We start from the raw sequence: 20,835 nt of genomic DNA, 5'->3' as shown, positions 1-20,835 counted from the left end.
TCGTTGGCGCGAGGCCCTTTTGCTTTGGCGTTAGCCCAATGCTTCATCGCCAAAGACCTCAACCATGTCGTCCAGAGCTTTTTTCTCGGCGCTCTGGACGTACCCTCCATAAAACGCCGCTTCCGCCGGCGTGATTGGCTCCTCTGCTTCCAGTCGTTTGTGGATGTCCAAGAAGCGGCGATACCGCTGGACCTCGGTTTCCGTGTCGCGCAGCTTCACAACTTTGCTGGCCCGCGTTGGTTTGGGCGCTGGCGGTGCTTCCGCCTGATGCTCATGCTCAAGCTGCGCGAGAATTGCTGCGACCTCGTCTGTGACCGGCGCAGCTTTGGGCGCATCGCCCCGGCGCCGCGCTGCGACCTCAAGTCCGGCGTCCAGTGCCGGCGTGGTGACCGCTTCGGAGCGCTTGGGAAACTGCACGAGGTTGGCGTTACGGCGCGCCGCCAGCTCCATGCGGCTCTCCAGCACGGTGCGCGAGGTAATCTTGCGCCGCGCCGCCTTGATCTCTGCGGTGCGCTCCTCCACCAGCTGCTTTTGCGCAGCGGCGACAGCGGCGCGCAGCGCAGCTGGGTCCTCGCCCAATAGTTCCGGACAACGCGCCTCCGCGATAAACGTGGCGCTGTCTTCCTCGGCAAAGCACCACGCGCGCCCAGCGTCCTCCGGATCCATACGCACGAACACGCGCTGGCCGACCAACAGGCCCGGCGCCATGTAGTGGTGGCCGGCGATACGCACCCCTTGCTTGCCAACGGTACGATAGCCGTTGCTGTCTGGCGCCGGCATCAGCAGGACGTTGAGCGCCTCAGGGTCGACCCGTTCGATCTGACCGGACCACGAGGCGGCTTTGGCGAACGGGCTCATGCCGAGTGCGCTATGGCGCTGATGAGCATAAATGTCGCCGGCCCACCGATCCGCGTGCGCGGCCAGTTCCGGCGCCGTCATCTCGACCGCAAACGCCTTATTGTCGTCGACGCCGAGGCGCGCGGCGAACGCTTTGCGGGTTTCGATGACCTTGCGGTCGGAAACGCTGTGGCCAATAAAGCCCGGCAGCATGCGTCCGCAGTCAGTTTGAAAGGTCCTTACGGCCCGTTCGACCACGCCCTTTTGCCATGGCGAAAACGCCGTGGACGTGATGGTCTCGATGCTGACGCCGGCCAGCAGCCGCCGCGTCGCCTTGGCGACAAAATCCGAGCCGTTGTCGGTTTTGACGGCCTTCGGGCGCCCCCACAGCAGAATTGCCTTGCGCAGCAGCATCTGCACGGCGTCGGAACGCGGCGTCCGCGACACCAGCAGCACCATCCGCCGCGACCACACGTCGATGCAGATGTAGACCGAGTGGCGACCGTCGAGACAAAGTGCGTCCACCGGCGATGCGTCGATCTGCCAGAGCTCGTTGAGCCCCTGCACGAGGTGAGCGTAGGAGCCAGCGACGCGGGTGCGCGAGACAAAAGCATCGGGGTTGGTGAGCGCCAGCAGTTCGGTGTTGTGCTCGCTCTTCCAGCGCTTGAGCGTCATCTCAACGAGACGCTGGCTGGGGACAGGCCGCAGGGCGCCGTCTACCTCGATCCCGTTCGGATATTTGCTTTGGATCGTCTCGTGGATCTGGCGCGTCGTGTAGAGCGGGTTTTGCACCACGAGGGCCAGGATGAACGCCTTGACCCGACCGCTGTCACCCGCGTCGAGAATACCCCGACCGCGTCGGGTCCCGCCGCGATCCACCGCCAGGCGGTCAATCTCACCGTTACGGCCGGCGGAGTGCCAGCGGAACAGCGTGCGGGCGGACAGGCGCGGCACGGCCTGGCGCACCCAATCGGCAACGTCAACGCGGCCTTGTGTATACAGGTCCGCGAAGTAGCTAATGCCGACTGTCAGGCTAACGCCCGACTGGCGCCGGAACATTGCGAGGGCATCGAGCAGTGCGATGCGCGCGTCCAGTTCGATGCCAGCGCGACCGCCGGGCGCATCAAGCGGCGCGGGCGCAGCCGTCTCTGGTTGCTGCGCAGTTTGCCCATGGCGGCCGAGGTAATCCCACCGCGCGGCGACCGGCAACAGGGCGATGTGATATTCCACACCGCCGCCGCGACCTTCACGCTTGCGGCAAAGCGCGCCAAAGCGGGCCCAATCCTCGCGCTCGGCGAGCAGAATGATGTTCTGTCGCGTCGTCGGCAGGCCAGACAGGGCAAGCTCTGCGATTTCGGAGGATGTGAGCCAGACTTTCATTCCGCGCCGCCTTCCTTCGCCACGATGCGGCGGTCGACAAGTTCGCGGAGGGCGCGCAGTTGCTGGAGCGACAGGCGCATGATCTGCGCCTCCAGCTTGACCAGTGGCCCGTCTTCCTCGCGCACGGCTCCGCCGGCCGGGACGAGACCGGCAACGACGCGGGCTTTCGCCACGTTCGGGGCTTTGCCCTCAGCGACGGCGCGGGCAACGGTGAGCTGTTCTTGAGCAGGGAGATCAGCAAGCGCCTGCAGCTGGCTCTGGTTGTCGGCCAGAGGCGTGCCCCGGATAATGTCGATGGCGTCGCGGGAGAGCTTGGCTGCGAGGTCGCGCGCCCGGTATATGGTCCGCGCAGATACACCGGTCCGCCGGGAGGCCTCCTTCGAAAACTCCGACCAGTTTGCCAAGTTGGCAAACTGATTTTTCTCGATGTATTTCCGTGACTTTCTGTCGCCACCGTTGCGCGCGCCGGGGTTCTCGCGCTCAAAAATCTCGCCCAAACGACCCAAGAATATGGCGCGGTCGAGAGGGTTCAGTTCATTCTGGATGATATTGGCGTGGATTTCGTTCTTTTCGCGCTCTGCTGGCGTCAGATCACGCTCATAGACGCGTACGGTATCCCAGCCGAGACGACGGGCGGCCTCAAGGCGGTGTTCGCCATCGACGAGGATGACGCCTTCGCCTGGCGAATTGCGCGCCACGGCGATGGCATTGATCTGCCCGACCTCGGACAGCGACGCCATGATCATCGCTACGTGCGGCTCCGAGACCACGCGCAAACGTTCGGCCACGATGATATCGTCGAGCGCAATGCTGTATTCATTTGATTGCATGATTATTTGACCGCCGGGCGTGCTGTGATAAGTCCAAGACGTTCGCCGTTCGGCCCGTAAAACTGGGGCCAAATCGCCTGTTTTTTCACGCCTATTGCATCCGCTATCAGCGAATTGACCTTTGGGTACGGCCGATCCATCCCCCCATAGAGGGTGGAACGTTTAATTTTTGCTCGCTCGGCTACTTTGGCTGCGCTCAGGCCCTGTTCGCGCAGCGCGCACAGGATCTGATGCCTGGTCCAGTTTCGCGCCATGGACACCTCCGTCTCGTCACAAGCAGGGCTGTCGTGTTAACCATGCTTATGTTTGGGCACTTGTGCTGAATATAGACGTATGCGTCTTATTCGGTCAAGCGAATAGGACGCATGAGGCGCTGATGGCAGCGGACAATGACGACAAGGTCTCAAACCGACTGCCTGACCTTTTGGCGGCGCACCCAAATTTGTCTGCATTATCAAGGGATATCGGAATTAGCCGTCGCATGCTCGACCGGTATAAGGCCGGCGTCGCAGAGCCGACTTTGGGCACTGCCGCGCTGATCGCGCGCGCGTTGAGTTTGCCGATGGACGCGCTTGTCTCGGACGTTTCCGTCCATCACGGGTCCGATGTGGACGCATCCGTTGCAATCGATTCGAAGATCGCGCGCGTGCCCCTGCTGGACGTCGTCGCATCGGCCGGGCCGGGCGCCGAGAACAGCCACCCCTATGAGCTTGACTTGCTGCCTTTCCCGCGCGTGTGGCTCGATCGAATTGGCGTGCCGGAAAGGTATGCGCGCTTCGTCGACGCTAGGGGCGACAGCATGGAGCCGACTATCAAGGACGGCTCCATCTGCCTCGTGGACACGCGATCGGGGCACGCCAGGCGGGACGGCATATATGTGCTGGTGGACGGCAATAGCGTCCGCATCAAACGCATTGCCATCGGCTGGCAAGGAGCGCTTACTCTTATCAGCGACAACGAGTTGTACGCGCCGGAAACGCTCGCGGCGCCCGATGCAGAGGCGCTCAAGATCGCCGGCCGCGTGGTTTGGGCTGGGGGAGAGATATGAGGTTGCTTGAGGGGCTTGCCGCGACGATTGCCGTCGCCGGTTTCGTCACAGCCGCCGCTGCTTGGGAGTATCGCGTTTCAACCGACGACTGGCTTCGGTCGCTCGGTCAAAACCACCGCGAGGTCATGCAGGGCATCAAATACGGGAACGCTGATACGTTGCAGCGCGCCAGCCATGCGCTAACGCGCCTGGTAGCTGAGGTGCGCGCGTGGCCGCAGGCCGATGGTCCATGGACCGTGGCCCGCATTAATTGCGGCCTGGCGGCCCAGTCCTTGTCCAATTTCGCAGATGACGTGCGAAGGGGAGGCCAGCGCGGCGCGGCGGCAGCCGATGGCTCGTTACGAGATTACAACGGCTATCTCGCCACCTGCAGATCGGCTGCAGCAAAAATCAAAAAAGGCGCGTCTTGAGACGCGCCCATAAGCCTCCGGCAGGCCATTACTATGCTGCCGCCACACGCATATCATCGACCTCGGCTGGCAGCACCCCGTAACGGGCCAGGATGACAGCGTCATCCCACTCTCCTGTCGCTGGGTCTCCGGTGCGCCGGAAAGCCACGACACCGGCCCGGCTGTCGCGGTATCGTTCGACAAGTCGCATCGCATGCGCCTCATCACGTGCGGGCATTGGTTCGTCAGCCGAGATTTTCCCTCGGGCTCCCTTTACGGCTCTGTACGTCTGGACGACGTAGTAAGTCAGATGCTTGACCGTTTCATGGGTGGTCACCATGGCAATCTCCCTCTCAGCCCTTAGGTAACGGTTACAAGGTGGATTGTTGCGGCTGATTTGGAACAAAACAAGAACCAATTTAACGAACGGTTAACGTTGTTCATTGCGGGGATTGTCTGCCCGGGAGGCTGCGGCGGGGCGATGAAAAATAATCCGCCGCCACGGTCTTTCCGGTTGCAATTAGGGCAAATTGCCCTAGTCTGTGTTTATCGACAGGGCAATGGTGCCTAGCGATGGAGAGCACAAATGGCCAAGTACACTGCGAAATTCTCTTGCGGACACGCCGAGACGGTTGATCTGGTCGGCCCGGAAAAGGATCGCACCCGCAAGCTGGCGTGGATGGAGCAGAAGACCTGCGGCGCCTGCAACAAGGCCGCGAAGGCGGCCAAGGTCGCTGAGGCCGTTGAGGCGGTTGGCGACGCCCCAGCCCTGGAGGGCTCGGAAAAGCAGATCGCCTGGGCCACCAAGATCCGCGCTGAGATCATCGCCGATCTGCGGGCCCAGCGCGCCGCCATCGCAACCATCGCTCTCAAAGTCGCCGGCAATGCCCAGGCCGAGGCTGGTATCGCGGCCGCCTACGCCGCTATTGACGCCGCCGGCGCCAAGACCTCGGCGGCCTGGTGGATCGACAACCGGACGGCCGGTCGCGCCGCCGCGGCCGCTCTGACGGAAGACGTCGGCGCCAAGGCTCTGATCACCCGCACCATCAAGGCATGAGGACTGACGGGGCCGGCAACGGCCCCGCAACCCGCTGGGGTTGGCTATGGCCAGACAGCATGATGTCGAGCGCGAGATCGACGCGGGACTATGGGAGGATTGGTCCGAATGGGCCAGCCTCGACGCCGATGATCCGGCCTCACGGTATGCGCTCATTATGCCCGGCAAGACGCGCGGCGGCGGCGTTGGAGCCTATTACCTGTTTATCCCGAGCAGCCATACGGTGACGCAGCTCGTTTGCGCGATCCCGCGCAAGGTCTACACGAGCGACGCCGACATGGACCTGCTTGACGTCGCGGTCACATCGCGGCGCCACCGGGTCGATTGCTACCCGGTGGCGCCGCAGCACTGGCAGCAGCTGCGCGCCCGCCTCCCTGCCATCAAGGCCGCAGTGACCGCGTACGAGCGCAAGGGACGCGGCGACAGTGCGCGTGTGGGTGAGACGCTGGAGAGGCAGCGCCGCGATGCCATTGCGGCGGTGGAGCCGCGCATTGTTCGGGCATGCGACAACGTCGAGACTATCCAGGCGATCATTTCCGCCCGGCGCGGCAAGCGCGTCTACGAGCTGAGCGCCTGGGAACAGTCGTTTGCCGATTCCGTCGCCGAGCGCATCGAGCGCTATGGCTACAGGACGCGCCTTAGCGACAAGCAAATCGCCATGATCGATGCGATCTACCGCAAGATCGCCCACAGGCCTACCGTTTGAGGGGAAAAAGAATGCAGGTAATGCAGTATCATATCGCCGAGGATGGCCCGAAATTGCGGGATATTACCCGCGACAAGGGCGGCATCGAATGCCATCTGGTGCGGCCGGACCAGCCAGTCGTCGCGGGTTTCTCTTTCACCGAGCGCGCCGTGAGCCTCTGGACCTACACGCGCAAAACGAATGGACAGCAGGTCTGGTTGATTGAGATGACGGTTTTCAGCCCGCCGGACGCGCAATGGTATGAGAGTTGGGTTGTCGACGCCGAACCCACGGATGAGCAGATCATGACGATCATCACCAACAGCGTCGAGGCGGGTTCGGTGCTATGACGCCGGCCGAGCTGAAGGCCATCCGCCATAGCCTCGGCATGAGCGCCGAGGCCTTTGCAAGGCTGGTTCGGGTCGCCAACGGGCGCACTGTGCGCAGGTGGGAAGCGGCGGAGAAGGATATACCTGGCCCGATCACCCTCATCGCCGAGGGCATACGCGACAACGCGGCCGTCCGGGCCTGGCTCGGCGTCACATTTAAGGAGCCGCCTTCGGACGGCTGTTAAACGGGCGTTTTCGCGCCTTTTGCCGTGACAGTTCCACCCTTGGCGTTTTGTGCTCGCATTCTCTGCAATGCCTTAACCAGCCAAGGTTTTCGATAACTGTCATGGCAGGCGTGGTGGGCGGCAGGAATCGTGACAGTTCCTTGGGGTGCAGTCGTTGTTTTCCTTGGTATTCCGGCTCCGTGGCGCCGCCCGCCGCTTTGCGCTGCGCGCCAGCAACTGCCATTCGGTCTTTCGCAGAGCGTTTGTCCATCTGGCCCGCCAGCGCCCGCCGCAACCCTTATGCTGCAACGATTTCCCGGCTGATCCCGCTTAATCCCGGTTGATCCCGTCCTCTCCCTCCTACTGCCATCTGATCTTTCGTTTCACACCCGTCTGGTTTCCCCGGCAATTTCCCTTGCGCCCGGTCGTCAACAGGCGTACCGCCGTTTGCGGGACACTTCCCCCCAACGGGAAGCGCCCATCTGAGAGGATGGATGACATGACGACAAAGCCCGTTACCCGGCCCGCGCGGCCGGAGTTTTCGTCTGGCCCCTGCGCCAAGCGCCCCGGCTGGAGCCTTGAAGGGCTCGCTGATACGCCGCTCGGCCGCTCGCACCGCGCCAAGGTTGGCAAGGACAAGCTGAAGCTTGCCATCGACCTCACCCGCGAGGTGCTCCAGGTTCCCGCCGACTATCGCATTGGCATTGTGCCGGCGTCCGACACCGGCGCCGTCGAGATGGCGCTGTGGTCGCTGCTGGGCGCCCGCCCGGTCGAGATGCTGGCCTGGGAAAGCTTCGGCGAAGGCTGGGTTACTGACGTCGTCAAGCAGCTGAAGCTCGACGCGCGCATTTTCAACGCTCCTTACGGTGAACTGCCCGACTTCACCCAGGTCGACGCCGCCAACCGCGACGTGGTTTTCACCTGGAATGGCACCACCTCCGGCGTGCGCGTCGCCAATGCGGACTGGATTCCGGCCGACCGTCAGGGCCTGACCATCTGCGACGCCACCTCGGCCGCCTTCGCCCAGCGCCTCGATTTCAGCAAGCTCGACGTCGTCACCTTCTCCTGGCAGAAGGTGCTGGGCGGTGAGGGCGCGCACGGCATGCTGATCCTGTCGCCGCGCGCCGTGGCGCGGCTGGAGAGCTATGCGCCGGCTTGGCCGCTGCCGAAAATCTTCCGCCTGACCTCGAAGGGCAAGATTTCCGAAGGCATCTTCAAGGGCGAAACCATCAACACGCCGTCGATGCTGTGCGTCGAAGATTATATCGACGCCTTGCAGTGGGCGAAGACGGTGGGCGGCCTCGATGGTCTGGTCGGCCGCGCCGACGCCAATGCGAAGACCCTGAATGACTGGGTCGACAGCCGCGACTGGATCGCCAATCTGGCGGTGAAGCCGGAAACCCGCTCCAACACCAGCGTCTGCCTGGTGATCGCCGACGCGGATGTGCTGGCGAAAGGCGCCGAAGCTGGCGCCGCCGTGGCCAAGGGCATCGCCGCCCGGCTCGAGGCCGAAGGCGTCGCCTATGACATCGGCTCCTATCGCGACGCTCCTCCTGGCCTGCGCATCTGGTGCGGCGCCACGGTGGACGCGGCCGATGTGGCGGCCCTGACCCAGTGGCTCGACTGGGCCTTCGCCGAGGAAAAAGCGAAGCTCGGCTGACGCGCCTTCTTCCCGAAAAGTGAACCCCACTTTTCCCTGGGATGCTCCAGGGCAGATATCCCGTCCGGATTTTGCCCTGGAGAGCGCTTTTCACAACGCGGGAGCCGCTCCCGCGTCGCCATGGTCGCCGCAACCCGAACGGCGGCCGCTTCCCCCGATATGACCGCGCCGCTGCCGGCAGCGTTTGACCCGGCCGTTGCGCGACGATGATCCCGGAAGGTGATCTCATGACCGCCAAAGCGCCCCGCGTCCTGATTTCGGACGCCCTTTCCCCCGCCGCCGTGCAGATTTTCCGCGATCGCGGCGTGGACGTGGACTTCCAGCCCGACCTTGGCAAGGACAAGGACAGGCTCGCCGCCATCATCGGCGATTACGACGGCCTCGCCATCCGCTCCGCCACCAAGGTGACGGCGAAAATCCTTGAGAACGCGAAGAACCTCAAGGTGATCGGCCGGGCCGGCATCGGCGTCGACAATGTTGACATACCGGCTGCGTCGTCGCGCGGCGTCATCGTGATGAACACGCCGTTTGGCAATTCCATCACCACCGCCGAGCACGCCATCGCCCTGATGTTCGCGCTGGCGCGCGAAATCCCCGCCGCCGACGCCTCCACCCAGGCCGGCAAGTGGGAGAAGAACCGCTTCATGGGCGTGGAGATCACCGGCAAGACGCTGGGCGTGATCGGCTGCGGCAATATCGGCGCCATCGTCGCTGAACGCGGCGTCGGCCTGCGCATGAAGGTGATCGCCTACGATCCGTTCCTGTCGCCGGAGCGGGCGCTGGATCTTGGCGTGGAGAAGGTGGAGCTGGACGAACTGCTGCAGCGGGCCGACTTCATCACCCTGCACACGCCGCTCACCGACAAGACCCGCAACATCCTCTCCGCCGAGGCCCTCGCGAAGGCAAAGAAGGGCGTGCGCATCATCAACTGCGCCCGCGGCGGCCTGGTGGACGAGGCGGCCCTGCGCGCCGCCCTCGACAGCGGCCATGTCGCCGGCGCCGCCTTCGACGTGTTTGTCGAAGAGCCGGCAAAGGACAACGTGCTGTTTGGTCATCCGAACGTGGTGTGCACGCCGCACCTGGGCGCCGCCACCACCGAAGCCCAGGAAAACGTCGCCCTGCAGGTGGCCGAGCAGATGTCGGACTACCTGCTGCGCGGCGCCATCCAGAACGCCGTCAACTTCCCGTCGATCACCGCCGAGGAAGCGCCGAAGCTGAAGCCGTTCATCGAGCTGGCCGAAAAGCTGGGCTCCTTCGCCGGCCAGCTTACCGAAACCGGGCTGAAAAGCGTGCACATCACCTATGAAGGCGCGGTGGCCGGGCTGAAGGTGAAGGCGCTCACCGCGTCCGCCATCGCCGGCCTGCTGCGGCCGATGCTGCAGGACGTGAATGTGGTGTCCGCGCCCTCCATCGCCCGCGAGCGCGGCGTGGTGATCGAGGAGACGATCCGTGAGGCGGAAGGTGAGTACGACGCCCTGATCACCCTCTCGGTGACCACGGACACCCAGACCCGGTCCGTCGCCGGCACGGTGTTCGCTGGTGGCCGTCCGCGCATCGTCGCCATCAAGGAAATCAAGGTGGACGCCGAGCTGGCGCCGTCGATGCTTTACGTGTCCAATGAGGACAAGCCAGGCTTCATTGGCCGGTTCGCCAGCATCCTTGGCGAGGCCGGCGTCAATATCGCCACCTTCGCCCTGGGGCGCGACCGGCCTGGCGGTTCGGCCATTGCCTTGGTCGAAGTCGATGGCGTCGTGCCGGAGAAGGCGATCGCGGCGGTTAAGGACATTGCCGGGGTCAAGCAGGTGAAGTCGCTCAGCTTCGCCTGACGGGGCAGGCGGCGTCGCCGGACACCCCCTGAAACATTGGCGTTCACATGAAGTCATCGCAGCCCGGCTGCGATGACTTTTTTGTTTTCTTGCCTGGCCGGCAGTGGATGAGCGGCGTCTTCGGGACGGACGGGGCCAGATGGCGCGGAAAAACGTGACCGTCCCCGCGCCAGGGCGCCCGTGACGCCTTTTCCGTATTGCCCCCTGAATGGGAAACTGGTTATGAAATGTTATACAGTGTCAGTATAATTCTACGTGTTTACAATGATTATTGTCAAATTTTCCTATATTTTCGCTTTGTTTATTGTAACAATTATTGCGCTGAACTGGCTGCCCGTTGCGGATGGGCGGGCCGGGACCCTGGCCGGGGCGCCCCTCGCGGCCATGGCTTCGTGTGGCAATGCGATCCGTCAGGGGCTGTCCGGCGCGTTGGCGGCAGGGGGCGAGCATATTTCCAGGGCAGGAAAAAGCTTTGGCGTCGCCCCCGCCTGCCGGATCGACCTGAATCATGCCCGTTAGTCTGGCCGGCTGTCACGGGCAGGCGCGCTTTCACCCCGGACGTGTTGGGGGCGGCGGGCGATATTGCGCCGGGCGTGGCTCGCCCATGCGGCGGGCGTCACGTTATGCCTGGTCGGCAGAATGCGGAATGTGAAGGGGCAGGGACCCGTGATCAGGCCCCTGTCCAATGGCCTGTGACGCAGATTGCGCTCTGGTGTGGCGCGCTACGCCCTGACGACAGCCACGACGCTGGCCAGGGCGACCGGGCCCCGCCTTTGCGTCAAGGCTGGCGCCGGGAGGCCACCGCGCGTATCCCGCCGGCCTGGTGGATCACTTCGGCGATCAGTCGCGATAGCCGGGGTTGTGGCGGTCGAGCTTGCGCAGCAGCGCCGGCCAGGCGAGGCGATCAGCCACCTTCATCAGGCCGTTGGGGGAGGAGCCGACTTCGGCGTTCTTCTCGATGACCTGTTCTTCGGTCGGATAAATGGCGCTGCCCATGGCGAAGGTGCGCACCTGCATGGAGCAGGCCCGCTCCAGGTAGTACATGCGCATGAAGGCGGTCGCCACGGTTTTGCCGACGGTGAGGGTGCCATGGTTGCGCAGCAGCATCAGGTTCTTGCCGCCAAGATCGCGTTGCAGGCGCGGACGCTCGTCGAGATCGAGGGCGACGCCTTCGTAATCGTGATAGGCGAGGTCGTCGGAGATCAGCTGCGCCGTCTGGTTCAGCGGCTGCAGGCCAAGCGAGGTGGAGGCGACCGCCGTGCCGTCGAGGGTGTGCAGGTGCATGACGCACTGGGCGTCCTCGCGCACCTCGTGCACGGCCGAATGAATGGTGAAGCCGGCCGGGTTGACCTTGTAGGGCGTCTCGCCAACCGGATTGCCGTCCAGATCGATCTTCACCAGGCTCGACGCGGTGATCTCGTCGAACATCATGCCATAGGGATTGATCAGGAAGTGATGCTCCGGCCCGGGCACGCGGGCGGACAGGTGGGTGAACACCATGTCGTCCCACCCATACATGGCGACAAGCCGGTAGGCAGCGGCGAGGTCGATGCGGACCTGGCGCTCGGCTTCATTCATCTTGTCGAGGCTGACGACGTTCGCGGCTGTCATGGCGTTCTCCCTGAGCGGTCCGCCGACGCGGTTGATGGCTTTCCAGGCGGCGGCGAAGTTTTTTTACGGCGCCCCGATTTATGAACGCAAACGAAAGCCGGCGCCACCCACATGTGAGCGACGCCGGCTGGCGTGAACCGCCGCGACAACGCGACGCCGGCGAACAGGATTAACGGGCTGGCGCCCGCACGCCGACGACCGGCGGCTGCCGGGCCAAGGCAAGGCCTGGCGACGACAGCCCCTGTTCCTGGCCGCTATTCCAGGCCGCCGCGCGTTACCTGCGGCACATCATGCCGAGCACGAAACCGGCGGCGCCGACGGCCAGCAGGGTTCCGAGCGGATTGCTCCGGGTCTGGCGGGTGACCGCTGCGGCGCCGTCACGGGCGGCGTCTTTGGCCTGGCCGAAAGCGCGCTGGGCGGCGCCCGTGGCCTCATCCACAACACCGCTGGCCTGCAGCTTGCCGTCATTGGTCAGGTCGCCGACAAACTGGCGGGCCTTGCCGAGGGCCTCATTTCCCGCGCCCTTGATCCGGTCAGTGTCCATCGCGTGTCTCCTTCCATCGTCCGACGCGGGGAGCAGACGCGGGCAACGCCCACATCCCGCGGACGCGACAACTGGTTGGGTCGCCGGCCGCCGTTCCCATCGCGTTTGCTGATTTCAGGAGGTCAACGCGCCTGGGGGGCAGATTGTTCACTGGGCCAGGGAGAGGACCTGACGAACCGGCGGCCTCACGCCAGCCAGCCGCCAAGGCCGAGCAGCCCGCCAGCGCCGCCGAGAACGATGGCGGCGCGCCAGGGCCAGCGGCGCGGCCGGGCGATGATGGAGATGGTGGCGACGGCGATGGCGATCTGCACCAGCATCACCGCCCAGGTGAGGATTTCGTGGCGGGCGCCGCGCCGCTCCGCTTCCCGGAGGCTGGCGAGCGACAGGTTTTCCTGGGCGCGGGCATGGGCGGCGAGGGCGGCGTCGTCCTTGTCGCTGAAGCGCGCCTGCGCGTCCCTCCCGCGGTCCAGCGCCTGCCGCACCATGCGGGCGTCCAGCGCTGACCAGGCGTCGGTGGCCCGGTTCTGGTAGATCAGCGCCTGGGAGGCAGCGTTGGCGGCGGCGGCGCTTTGCATGGATTCGATGCTGCCAAGAATGACGCCGGCCACGGCGAGAATCGCCATGGTGACGGAAACCCGCGTCACCAGCGGGTCTTCCAGCAGCGGCGGCCGGCCGCTGTCCCGCGCCGTTTCCAGCGCCTCGTGCTCGCTCTTCAGCTCTTCCGCCGTCTGCGCCGCCAGCCTGGCCATAGCTTCGCTCTCCTGTTGCAGCAACGCCGCGCGGCGCAAGGCATTTCGGGAAGCGTCCCGCCCTGATGCGCCTTCTGCAGGCGGGCAGCCGCGTCAGCATCCGCGCGGCCGGGGATCAGTCCAGGGGCGTCAGGCGCTGTTCCACGCGGGCGCGTTCAGCGTCGGACAGGGCGACGGCGCGACGGCTGTTATGGTCGAGAATGGCGACGATCACCTCGGACGCGGCGATGCGCCGGCCGGTGGCCGCATTGTACATGCCGTGCGAGAAGCGCATGGTCTTGCCGAGAAATTCGACGACCTGGCTGTGCGAGACGATGAGTTCGCCGGGGCCGGGCATGTCATTGTAAGTGAGACGGTTCTCGACGACAACACTGCCGCGGTGGCTCGCCAGCAGGTCGGCGACGTCAATGCCCATGTGCGCGAACAGGTTGCCGACGCCATCGGAGAACCGGCCCATGACCTGTTCGGTGGCCATGCGGCCCGAGACGTCGCAATCCCACGGCTGCACCATGCCGCGATAGACCTCGACCAGGCCGCGGGCCCGGGCCTCGCCGAGATCGAGCGGCCGGCGCGGCTCCTCGAAGGCGACGCTGCGCGGGGCGTCATGCTCCGGCAGGGCGCCGGCGAAGCCCGCCATCAACTCGCGCTGTCTTGCGCTCCAGGGAACAGACGCGCCGGTCGTGCGGTCGATCTGCCGGTCGATGCTGATGAAACTCGTTGCGATCTCGCCCGCGCAGCGCAACTCGTGATGCAGCACGACGCTGCTGTCGCGGACCTCGATCACCCGGGTGCGGAAATCAGCCATGTCGCCGGTGTTGAGTTCGCGGCGGTAACGGATGTGGTGGGTCGCGGGAGAAAGGGCGCAGCCGGCGGGAACCTCAAGGGCGTGGGCGACGAAGCCCATCGTCTGCGCCAGACGCGTCATGTAGAAGCGCACGTTGAGATGGTTGTTCTCGTCGCATTCCCAGGCGTTGACGCCATTGCGGCAGCCGCTGATCCACTTGTCCGTCACGGGTTGTTTCCACCTGTCGCATCATGTCGCCGCGATCCAGCGGCGTTTGCAAAACAATCCGGCCAGACATCGCCTGGCCGGAGCGTATCTTCATATGCCTGCAACATTCTGACGGAAGGCGGCTGGCGACGTCCGTCAGAATGTCCTGACCTCAGACGGCGCGCTCGAAGACCGCCGCGATGCCCTGGCCGCCGCCAATGCACATGGTTTCAAGGCCATAGCGGCCGTCCCGACGCTTCAGCTCGTGCATCAGGTTGGCGAGGATGCGGCCGCCGGTGGCGCCGATCGGGTGGCCAAGCGAGATGCCCGAGCCGTTGACGTTGAGAATGTCGTGACGGCTGTCGTCGTCCGACCAGCCCCAGCCCTTGAGCACGGCCAGCACCTGGGCGGCGAAGGCTTCGTTCAGTTCGACCAGGTCGATGTCGCTCCAGCTGATGCCGGCGCGGGCGAACAGGCGCTCCACGGCCGGCACCGGGCCGATGCCCATGCGCGACGGTTCGCAGCCGGCGGCGGCCCAGCCGACGAACCAGCCCATCGGCTCCAGGCCCAGCTCTTCCAGCTTGTCCTCGGCGACGATCAGGCAGGCGGCGGCGGCGTCGTTCTGCTGGCTGGCGTTGCCGGCGGTGGTGACGCCGCCCTTCTCGATCGCCCGCAGCTGGGCGAGGCTCTCGGGGGTGGCGTTGGCGCGGATGCCCTCGTCCTGGGCGAAGATCACCGGATCGCCCTTGCGTTGCGGCACGGCGACCTTCACCAGCTCATCCTCGAACTTGCCTTCCGCCCAGGCGGACGCGGCGCGCTGGTGGCTGCGGGCGGCGTAGGCGTCGCAGGCCTCGCGCGAGATATTGTAGTCGCGGGCCAGGTTGTCGGCGGTCTCGATCATGCCGGAGATGACGCCGAACCGGCTGATCGGCTGGCTCATGACGCGGCCGCGGGTCAGGCGGTCGTGCAGGGTGACCGAGCCGGAGCGGGCGCCGTTGCGCATGTCGGTGGAGTAATACTCCACATTGCTCATGCTCTCGACGCCGCCGGCGACGACCACGTCGGCGACGCCGGTCTGGATCAGCATGGAGGCGTCGATGATCGCCTGCAGGCCCGAGCCGCAGCGGCGGTCAAGCTGATAGCCTGGAACCGAGATCGGCAGGCCGGCGGCCAGCAGCGACCAGCGGGCGATGCACGGCGCCTCGCCGTTGCCGTAGCCCTGGGCGAAGACCACGTCGTCGATGCGCTCGGGGTCGATCTTCGTGCGCTCGACCAGTTCCTTGATGACAATGGCGCCGAGATCGCCGGCGGCGATGCTGGACAGGCTGCCCTGGAACTTGCCGACGGCGGTGCGGATGGGAGAGACGATGGCGGCGCGGCGCAGCCCCGGGGTTTTGGTGCTCATCCTGTCGTTTCCATATGGACGCGTCCCGCGCGGGACGCTGTCGGTTGGTCCGCGCTGACGGGGGCCGGCGCAGGGAAGTGAATGCAAGGCAGCGCCGTGACCGGCGCTGGACGTCGCCAGACATGACCGGAGGCGCCAGGCCCTTCCGACCCCGCGTTTCCGGCCAGAGTTCCTGGCTCCCGGCCTTCTTATATCCCCGCGGCCGCCGCGCCAACAATTGCCGGCGCGGCATGCCTGGCCAGCCCGGGCCCCAGGCGTCCCCGCCCGGCGGGCGCCTACTGGACCAGGTCGCCCGACACCTCCCAGTCGTCGCCGTTGAACACGCCCATGTAGAATTTGGTCACGGGCGCGTAATCGTCCGGCGAAATGTTCAGGGTAATGCCGGGCAGCAGGATCGGGCTTGTCTGGCCCTTCAGGTTGGTGGCGTGCTTCAGCACGTTGGCGCGGGTCAGGTTGTCGCCGCAGGCTTCCAGGATACGCTTCATCAGGAGCGCGCTGGAGTAGGCGTAGAAGCCGACGTCGTCGTCGGCAGGCGTGTCTGGCGACCACTTCGCCCGGAACGCCTCATAGGTCTTCACGTCCGGGTCGTTTTTCCATTTCGGACTGGCGACGTGCTTCACGCTCTGCACCGTCATCAGGCCTTTGGCGTTCTGCAGCCCCGCGCCCTCCAGCAGCATGCGGGTGGCGGAGGCGCTCATCAGGTAGTGCAGGGCGGGCCAGTTCAGTTCCTTCACCTTGCGAATCGACTGGGTGACGAACTTGCCGGTGCTGGCGTTGAAGAACACGTTGGCGCCGGAACGGGACAGGGTGAGGATCTGGGAATCGACGGTCGGCTCCGTCAGGTCGTACATCTGCTCCGAAACGATCAGCTTGCTGGCCTTCTCGCCAAGCCCCTCGCGCAGCCCCTTGATGAAGTCGCGGCCGAGGTCGTCGTTCTGGGCCAGCACGCCTATCTTCGCGTCGGGCCGGTTCTTCAGAATCCAGCGGCCAAAAATCTTGCCCTCGGTGACATAGAGCGACAGGGCCCCCGTCGACCAGGGGAAGTGCTGTGGATCGCTCCAGCGCGATGAGCCGGAGCCGATCATCAACTGGGGGATGCCCTTGCTGTTGAGGTATTTTTGCACGGCGGCCTGGGTCACCGTGCCGTTGGACGACATGGTGGCCAGCACCCCGTCGCCTTCGACCAGGCGGCGCGTCGCCTCGACGGTCTTGGCCGGATTGTAGGCGTCATCCAGCGAAATCAGCGTCACCTTGCGGCCGTTGATCCCGCCCTGGGCGTTGATCATGCGGAAGTAGGCCGTCTGGGTGCGGCCGACGATGCCCACATAAGAGGCCGGACCGCTGTACGGCATGGTCTGGCCGAGCCTGATCTCCGTGTCCGACGCGCCCTGGTCGTATTTCTTTTCCGCCGATATGGCTGGAAAACACAGGGCCACGGTCGCGAGCGTGGCTGCAACAAGCCTGCGTATCATGCGCTTCCTCCAGGTTCGCGCTTCCATGTCCGCTCTTCCGGCGGTCCATGGAGGTTATGCGATCCTGAGGCGCCGTCCATGAATTTTTGAACGTCGTTATAAAAATAAATACATCAATTCGTTGATCATTCTGCCGCCGACCCGGCCCGGCGCGCGGGTTTTCCGCGCCTGGGGCGGGGGGTCAGACCAGAACCATGTCGGCGTATTGCGGGTGTTTTTTCAGCATGGCCTGGACGAACGGGCAGCGCGGAATGATCTTGCGGCCGCGGGCGCGGATGTCATCGAGCACGCCCAGCACGAAGCGGGCGCCGACGCCCTTGCCGGCCGCGCCTTCGGGAACCCCGGTGTGATCAAGGCTGATGGCGTCGAGGGTGTCGTGATAGTCGAGAACGGCGAGGCCCCATTCGGTCTGCATCTCGAAGCGCGAAGCGGATGTGTTGTCGCGAATGCCCGTCACTGGTCGTCTCCCGCACTGTTGCGGCCCAGGGACAAAAATCCGTTCACACGGCGACCCCGGCCCGCTTTCTTCACGCGAAGCCTGATTGCTTCGCCGGAAAACCCGCAGGCCAGGCGCATCTGGTGAAAACATCGGCGCCGGCCAGCAGCTGGAATGGCAATGACCTGAGAATGGGACGGGCGGCCTAAGCTTGCAACCGGGCGGTTCACCAGACCCAGAACAGCATCACCCAGTGGATGAGCCCGCAGCCGACGGCCAGCGCGCCCGCCGCGAGACAGGCGAGGCGGGGAAGGGGCGCGCGGGCGTAGCGGCCGGAGATCGACCAGATCAGCCACAGGCTCCAGAGGCAGGCGCCGGCCAGCAGCAGGGCGCGGACGTCGGAAACCCAGCGCAGCCCCAGCCCTTCCACCCGCAACTGCGTGACGGTGATGGCGGACAGGCCAAGGAACACGCCGCAGCCGGCGATGGGAATCAGCCCCTGCGCCAGATGATGGAAGCGGCGGCTGTCGAACGCGCCCAGCGCCCGCGTCGCCAGCGCCAGGCAGCCGTAAACCGCCGCGCCGGTGATGGCCGCGGCGGCGAGCACGTAAGCGATCATCAGGCCGCCGTCCAGCGGCGTCATCATGTCGTTCTGGTCAGGGTAATTGGTGAGGATCCACCAGGGCAGATGTGGGCTCAGCGGCCAGAGCAGGCCATGGCCAACCAGCCACTCCGCCAGCCACTGTTTCGCGGCCACGTAAAGCGGGCTCTGCGTCCACTCGAACGCCCCGGCGGCCAGCCCCATCAGGCCGAAAGCGATCAGCGCCGTTTCCCAGGGTTTCGCGTCATCGCCGGCCACGGCGACCACCTCATGGTTCGGCGCGCGCGGCGCCATGGCCACGGCGTCGCGAAAACCGGCGCAGCGCCCGCACATGTGGCAGGCGGAGCCGCCGCGCATGGTGCGGATCGGCACCAGCGGCGCGCAGTTGACGGCGGGCGGGGGGGCATCATGATCGCGCCGCCACTGATCCCATTTCAGGCGGTCGACGGCGAAATGCACCGGCGCCAGCTTGGCCAGCAGGCCGAAGACGCCGTTGACCGGGCACAGATAGCGGCACCAGACGCGCTTGTCCCGGCCGTACAGGAAGCCGATGACCATGGCGGCCAGGGTGGAGCCGCCGAGCACGATGATGACCGGCTTCGGATACTGGTAGACGCTGACCATCTGGCCGTAGATGGTAGTGCCGGCGAACGCGACGAACGGCCAGCCCTTCCAGCGGATCCAGCGCGGCGTGGCGCGGCCGAGGCCGCGATGGCTGGTGAATTCGGCGAGAGCGCCCTCCGGGCAGAACACGCCGCACCAGGCGCGCCCCATCAGCACCATGGAGAGCAGCACGAACGGCCACCAGATGCCCCAGAAGGCGAACTGGGCGAACAGGGTGGCGTTGGTCCAGATGTGCGACAGGCGCGTGGGAACCGGCGTCAGCAGCGGCAGGAACAGCAGCGCGGCGTAAGCGGCGATGATGAACCACTGCAGTCGCCGCAGGCCGCGCTGGTGGTCGCGCAGCCACTCACCGGCGCCCCGGGCCAGCCTGGACAGGCGGGCCAGTGGGGGCGCGGCGGTCAGGCCGAGCGTGGTTCCGGACGTTTGAGCAGCCATGTCATACATATCCAGAACGCGGCGAGCGCCAGCACCTCGACCAGCACCGGGCGGGCCCGGTAACCGGTCAGGCTGGAAACCAGGCCGCCGAAGGCGCCGCTGTCCGGCAGCAGCGCCGAGGTGTCCCACAGTTTCGACGACAGCTGCGGAATAACGCCAAGAGAGATCAGGTGGTCAAGTCCGTTGATCACCAGACCGCCCGCCAGCAGCAGCAGCATGACCTCCGTCACCCGGAAAAACAGCCGCCACGACAGCAGCCGCCCGCCGGCCTGCAGGGCCATATAGGTCAGCGCCGCGGCGGCGAAACCGAGCGCGGCCGAAAACGCGCCGCTCCACCATGAGGCGCTGGCCGAGGCCATGGTTCCATACAGGAACACCGCGGCCTCCGCGCCCTCGCGCAGCACGGCGAGGGCGGCGAGCACGAACACGCCAAGCCAGTGCGAGCGGGTTGCGGCGTCGTCGAGCGAGGCGTGTAGTTCGGTTTTGAGGGTGCGGCCGTGGCGGCGCATCCAGAACACCATCTGCACGATCAGGGCGGCGGCGATGAACATGATCGCCATCTGGAAATATTCCTGGCCCTCGTCGCCCAGCGCCTCGCCGGCGAACAGCAGCGTCGCCGCCAGGGCGACCGCGCCAGCAAGACCAGCAGCCACGCCCGCCCACAGCCACGCCCGGCCCCGGGCCCGCTCTTCCGGCGGACGGGCGGACAGCCAGGCGTTGAGAATGCCAACGACGAGCAGCGCCTCGATGCTCTCGCGCCACATGACGAAAGCGACGTTGAAATCGGGAGACAACATCGGTCAGGACCTATTTCGCCACCAGCACGGCGGGCGGCGAACCGGGATGAAAATCATCGAAGAAACTGTATTCGCCCGGATCGAGCGTGCGGATCACCATGACGGTCTCGACGCCCGGGGCCAGCACCTTTTCCTTGCGCAGCTCCAGGCTTTCGAATTCGGCGGCGCTGGTTCCGTGATTGACCAGCTCAAGCCTGAAGCGGGTTTTCGCCGGAACCTCCAGGCGCAGCGGCGTGATGGCGCCGTCGCGGAATTCGATGCGGAAGGTCGGCTCGCCGGCGGCGCGGGCGGGGACGGCGGCCGCAAGCAGCCCGGGGAGAACGGCGGAGAGAACGAGGGCGGGGAGCAGATCGCGCCGCCGCATCAGTAGCCGCCCTTCTTGCCGGTTCCCGCATAGACGAATTCATAGTCGACGCTGAACGGGGCGAACCATGCCCCGACGCCGGTTTCCTTGTCGATGTGCCGGCCAAAGTGGGCGTGCGGGTTGGCCGACGGCGGCGAGATGGTCAGTTTCAGGCGATACTTGCCCGGGCCATCCAGTTTGATGTTGTCGCCATAGTGCGGTCCGTCATTGGCGACCATCGGCATGAAATCGCCCTGGACGGTCTTGCCGCCATCGAGCCTGGTCAGCTCATATTTCACGCCGAGGTAAGGGATCCAGTCGCCTTCGGCGAAACCGTTGGCGTTGTTTCTGGCGGCCTTGATGTCGGCCTCCATGTGCACGTCGGAATCCTTCGCGTCGCGCATCATCCCCGGCGGCTCCATCTCGATGGGCTGCAGGTAGACGGCGGCGATTTCCATGCCCGCGTGCTGTTGCGGCGTTCCGATCGGTGTTTCCCGGGCGACGGCGGCGCTGGCGACGACGGCAAATGCGGATGCAAGAACGATGGAGCGCATGGGAGCCT

Annotated in this window: 24 protein-coding genes; 9 read left to right on the top strand and 15 right to left on the bottom strand. The window is 65.4% G+C overall.

Annotated elements, in window-relative coordinates:
• Positions 1–30: 30 nt before the first annotated feature.
• From EV666_RS10965 to EV666_RS10955, 3 genes are read right to left on the bottom strand one after another with little or no spacing between them, the layout of a single operon-like run.
• Entirely contained in the window at positions 31–2,217 is a 2,187-nt protein-coding gene (locus EV666_RS10965) for a Mu transposase C-terminal domain-containing protein (RefSeq protein ID WP_132007512.1), read from the bottom strand.
• Complete coding sequence (locus tag EV666_RS10960; RefSeq protein WP_132007509.1) at positions 2,214–3,047, bottom strand: ParB/RepB/Spo0J family partition protein; 834 nt, start codon at positions 3,045–3,047, stop codon at positions 2,214–2,216. The genes EV666_RS10965 and EV666_RS10960 overlap by 4 nt, the downstream gene beginning before the upstream one ends.
• 2 nt (positions 3,048–3,049) lie before the next feature.
• Positions 3,050–3,301, bottom strand: coding sequence for a helix-turn-helix domain-containing protein (locus EV666_RS10955; RefSeq protein WP_132007506.1), 252 nt, complete (start codon positions 3,299–3,301; stop codon positions 3,050–3,052).
• Between the two features lie 122 nt (positions 3,302–3,423).
• On the opposite strand from EV666_RS10955, the gene EV666_RS10950 reads away from it, so the two are divergent.
• Together EV666_RS10950 and EV666_RS10945 are read left to right on the top strand one after the other, a co-directional pair.
• Complete coding sequence (locus EV666_RS10950; protein ID WP_132007503.1) at positions 3,424–4,095, top strand: S24 family peptidase; 672 nt, start codon at positions 3,424–3,426, stop codon at positions 4,093–4,095.
• Positions 4,092–4,505 carry a hypothetical protein gene (locus EV666_RS10945; RefSeq protein WP_132007500.1) on the top strand — a complete coding sequence of 138 codons (414 nt, stop codon included), beginning with the start codon at positions 4,092–4,094 and terminating at the stop codon, positions 4,503–4,505. Before EV666_RS10950 ends, EV666_RS10945 begins: the two co-directional genes overlap by 4 nt.
• A 31-nt stretch (positions 4,506–4,536) precedes the next feature.
• Here the strand turns inward: EV666_RS10945 and EV666_RS10940 are convergent, their stop codons facing one another.
• On the bottom strand, positions 4,537–4,824 hold the full coding sequence (locus tag EV666_RS10940) for a hypothetical protein (protein ID WP_132007497.1): 288 nt from the start codon (positions 4,822–4,824) through the stop codon (positions 4,537–4,539).
• Positions 4,825–5,070: 246 nt separating this feature from the next.
• On the opposite strand from EV666_RS10940, the gene EV666_RS10935 reads away from it, so the two are divergent.
• The 7 genes from EV666_RS10935 (at position 5,071) to EV666_RS10905 (ending at position 10,784) form a co-directional block, all read left to right on the top strand.
• Entirely contained in the window at positions 5,071–5,541 is a 471-nt protein-coding gene (locus EV666_RS10935) for a hypothetical protein (protein WP_132007494.1), read from the top strand.
• A 46-nt stretch (positions 5,542–5,587) separates the two neighbouring features.
• Entirely contained in the window at positions 5,588–6,247 is a 660-nt protein-coding gene (locus EV666_RS10930; protein ID WP_132007491.1) for a hypothetical protein, read from the top strand.
• An 11-nt stretch (positions 6,248–6,258) separates the two neighbouring features.
• The gene (locus EV666_RS10925; protein ID WP_132007488.1) at positions 6,259–6,576 is read left to right on the top strand and encodes a hypothetical protein; all 318 of its coding nucleotides are present in this window, start codon (positions 6,259–6,261) and stop codon (positions 6,574–6,576) included.
• Positions 6,573–6,800 (top strand): helix-turn-helix domain-containing protein, encoded by a 228-nt coding sequence (locus tag EV666_RS10920; RefSeq protein WP_132007485.1) that lies wholly within the window; start codon positions 6,573–6,575, stop codon positions 6,798–6,800. Before EV666_RS10925 ends, EV666_RS10920 begins: the two co-directional genes overlap by 4 nt.
• 478 nt (positions 6,801–7,278) lie before the next feature.
• Positions 7,279–8,439, top strand: coding sequence for a phosphoserine transaminase (locus EV666_RS10915; protein ID WP_132007482.1), 1,161 nt, complete (start codon positions 7,279–7,281; stop codon positions 8,437–8,439).
• A gap of 227 nt (positions 8,440–8,666) precedes the next feature.
• On the top strand, positions 8,667–10,265 hold the full coding sequence (gene serA, locus EV666_RS10910; protein ID WP_132007479.1) for a phosphoglycerate dehydrogenase: 1,599 nt from the start codon (positions 8,667–8,669) through the stop codon (positions 10,263–10,265).
• 264 nt (positions 10,266–10,529) lie between these two features.
• Entirely contained in the window at positions 10,530–10,784 is a 255-nt protein-coding gene (locus EV666_RS10905; RefSeq protein ID WP_132007476.1) for a hypothetical protein, read from the top strand.
• 321 nt (positions 10,785–11,105) lie between these two features.
• On the opposite strand, the gene EV666_RS10900 is transcribed toward EV666_RS10905, so the two are convergent.
• The 11 genes from EV666_RS10900 to EV666_RS10850 all read right to left on the bottom strand — a co-directional run bounded on the left by EV666_RS10900 (position 11,106) and on the right by EV666_RS10850 (position 20,827).
• A complete protein-coding gene (locus EV666_RS10900; RefSeq protein WP_132007473.1) occupies positions 11,106–11,876 on the bottom strand; it encodes a class II aldolase/adducin family protein in 771 nt (256 codons plus the stop codon).
• 274 nt (positions 11,877–12,150) lie between these two features.
• On the bottom strand, positions 12,151–12,420 hold the full coding sequence (locus EV666_RS10895; protein ID WP_132007470.1) for a CsbD family protein: 270 nt from the start codon (positions 12,418–12,420) through the stop codon (positions 12,151–12,153).
• Between the two features lie 185 nt (positions 12,421–12,605).
• Positions 12,606–13,169 (bottom strand): DUF4337 family protein, encoded by a 564-nt coding sequence (locus tag EV666_RS10890; RefSeq protein ID WP_132007467.1) that lies wholly within the window; start codon positions 13,167–13,169, stop codon positions 12,606–12,608.
• A gap of 115 nt (positions 13,170–13,284) precedes the next feature.
• A complete protein-coding gene (locus EV666_RS10885; protein WP_132007464.1) occupies positions 13,285–14,181 on the bottom strand; it encodes an acyl-CoA thioesterase in 897 nt (298 codons plus the stop codon).
• Between the two features lie 151 nt (positions 14,182–14,332).
• On the bottom strand, positions 14,333–15,565 hold the full coding sequence (locus tag EV666_RS10880) for an acetyl-CoA C-acetyltransferase (RefSeq protein WP_245514359.1): 1,233 nt from the start codon (positions 15,563–15,565) through the stop codon (positions 14,333–14,335).
• Between the two features lie 275 nt (positions 15,566–15,840).
• Complete coding sequence (locus EV666_RS10875) at positions 15,841–17,037, bottom strand: ABC transporter substrate-binding protein (RefSeq protein WP_132007461.1); 1,197 nt, start codon at positions 17,035–17,037, stop codon at positions 15,841–15,843.
• A gap of 181 nt (positions 17,038–17,218) precedes the next feature.
• Positions 17,219–17,494, bottom strand: a complete 276-nt coding sequence (locus tag EV666_RS10870) for a GNAT family N-acetyltransferase (protein ID WP_165909982.1) — start codon at positions 17,492–17,494, stop codon at positions 17,219–17,221.
• A gap of 205 nt (positions 17,495–17,699) precedes the next feature.
• Positions 17,700–19,133, bottom strand: a complete 1,434-nt coding sequence (locus EV666_RS10865; RefSeq protein ID WP_132007455.1) for a 4Fe-4S binding protein — start codon at positions 19,131–19,133, stop codon at positions 17,700–17,702.
• Entirely contained in the window at positions 19,097–19,930 is an 834-nt protein-coding gene (locus EV666_RS10860; protein WP_132007452.1) for an FTR1 family iron permease, read from the bottom strand. Before EV666_RS10860 ends, EV666_RS10865 begins: the two co-directional genes overlap by 37 nt.
• Positions 19,931–19,940: 10 nt before the next feature.
• The gene (locus EV666_RS10855) at positions 19,941–20,294 is read right to left on the bottom strand and encodes a cupredoxin domain-containing protein (protein ID WP_132007449.1); all 354 of its coding nucleotides are present in this window, start codon (positions 20,292–20,294) and stop codon (positions 19,941–19,943) included.
• Positions 20,294–20,827, bottom strand: a complete 534-nt coding sequence (locus EV666_RS10850; protein ID WP_132007446.1) for an iron transporter — start codon at positions 20,825–20,827, stop codon at positions 20,294–20,296. The genes EV666_RS10855 and EV666_RS10850 overlap by 1 nt, the downstream gene beginning before the upstream one ends.
• Between the last annotated feature and the right edge of the window lie 8 nt (positions 20,828–20,835).

It is taken from the genome of Camelimonas lactis, from assembly GCF_004342915.1.
GTDB lineage: Bacteria > Pseudomonadota > Alphaproteobacteria > Rhizobiales > Beijerinckiaceae > Camelimonas > Camelimonas lactis.
The sequence above is the reverse complement of the archived record's forward strand: the minus strand, read 5'-3'. Positions and strand labels throughout refer to the sequence as shown.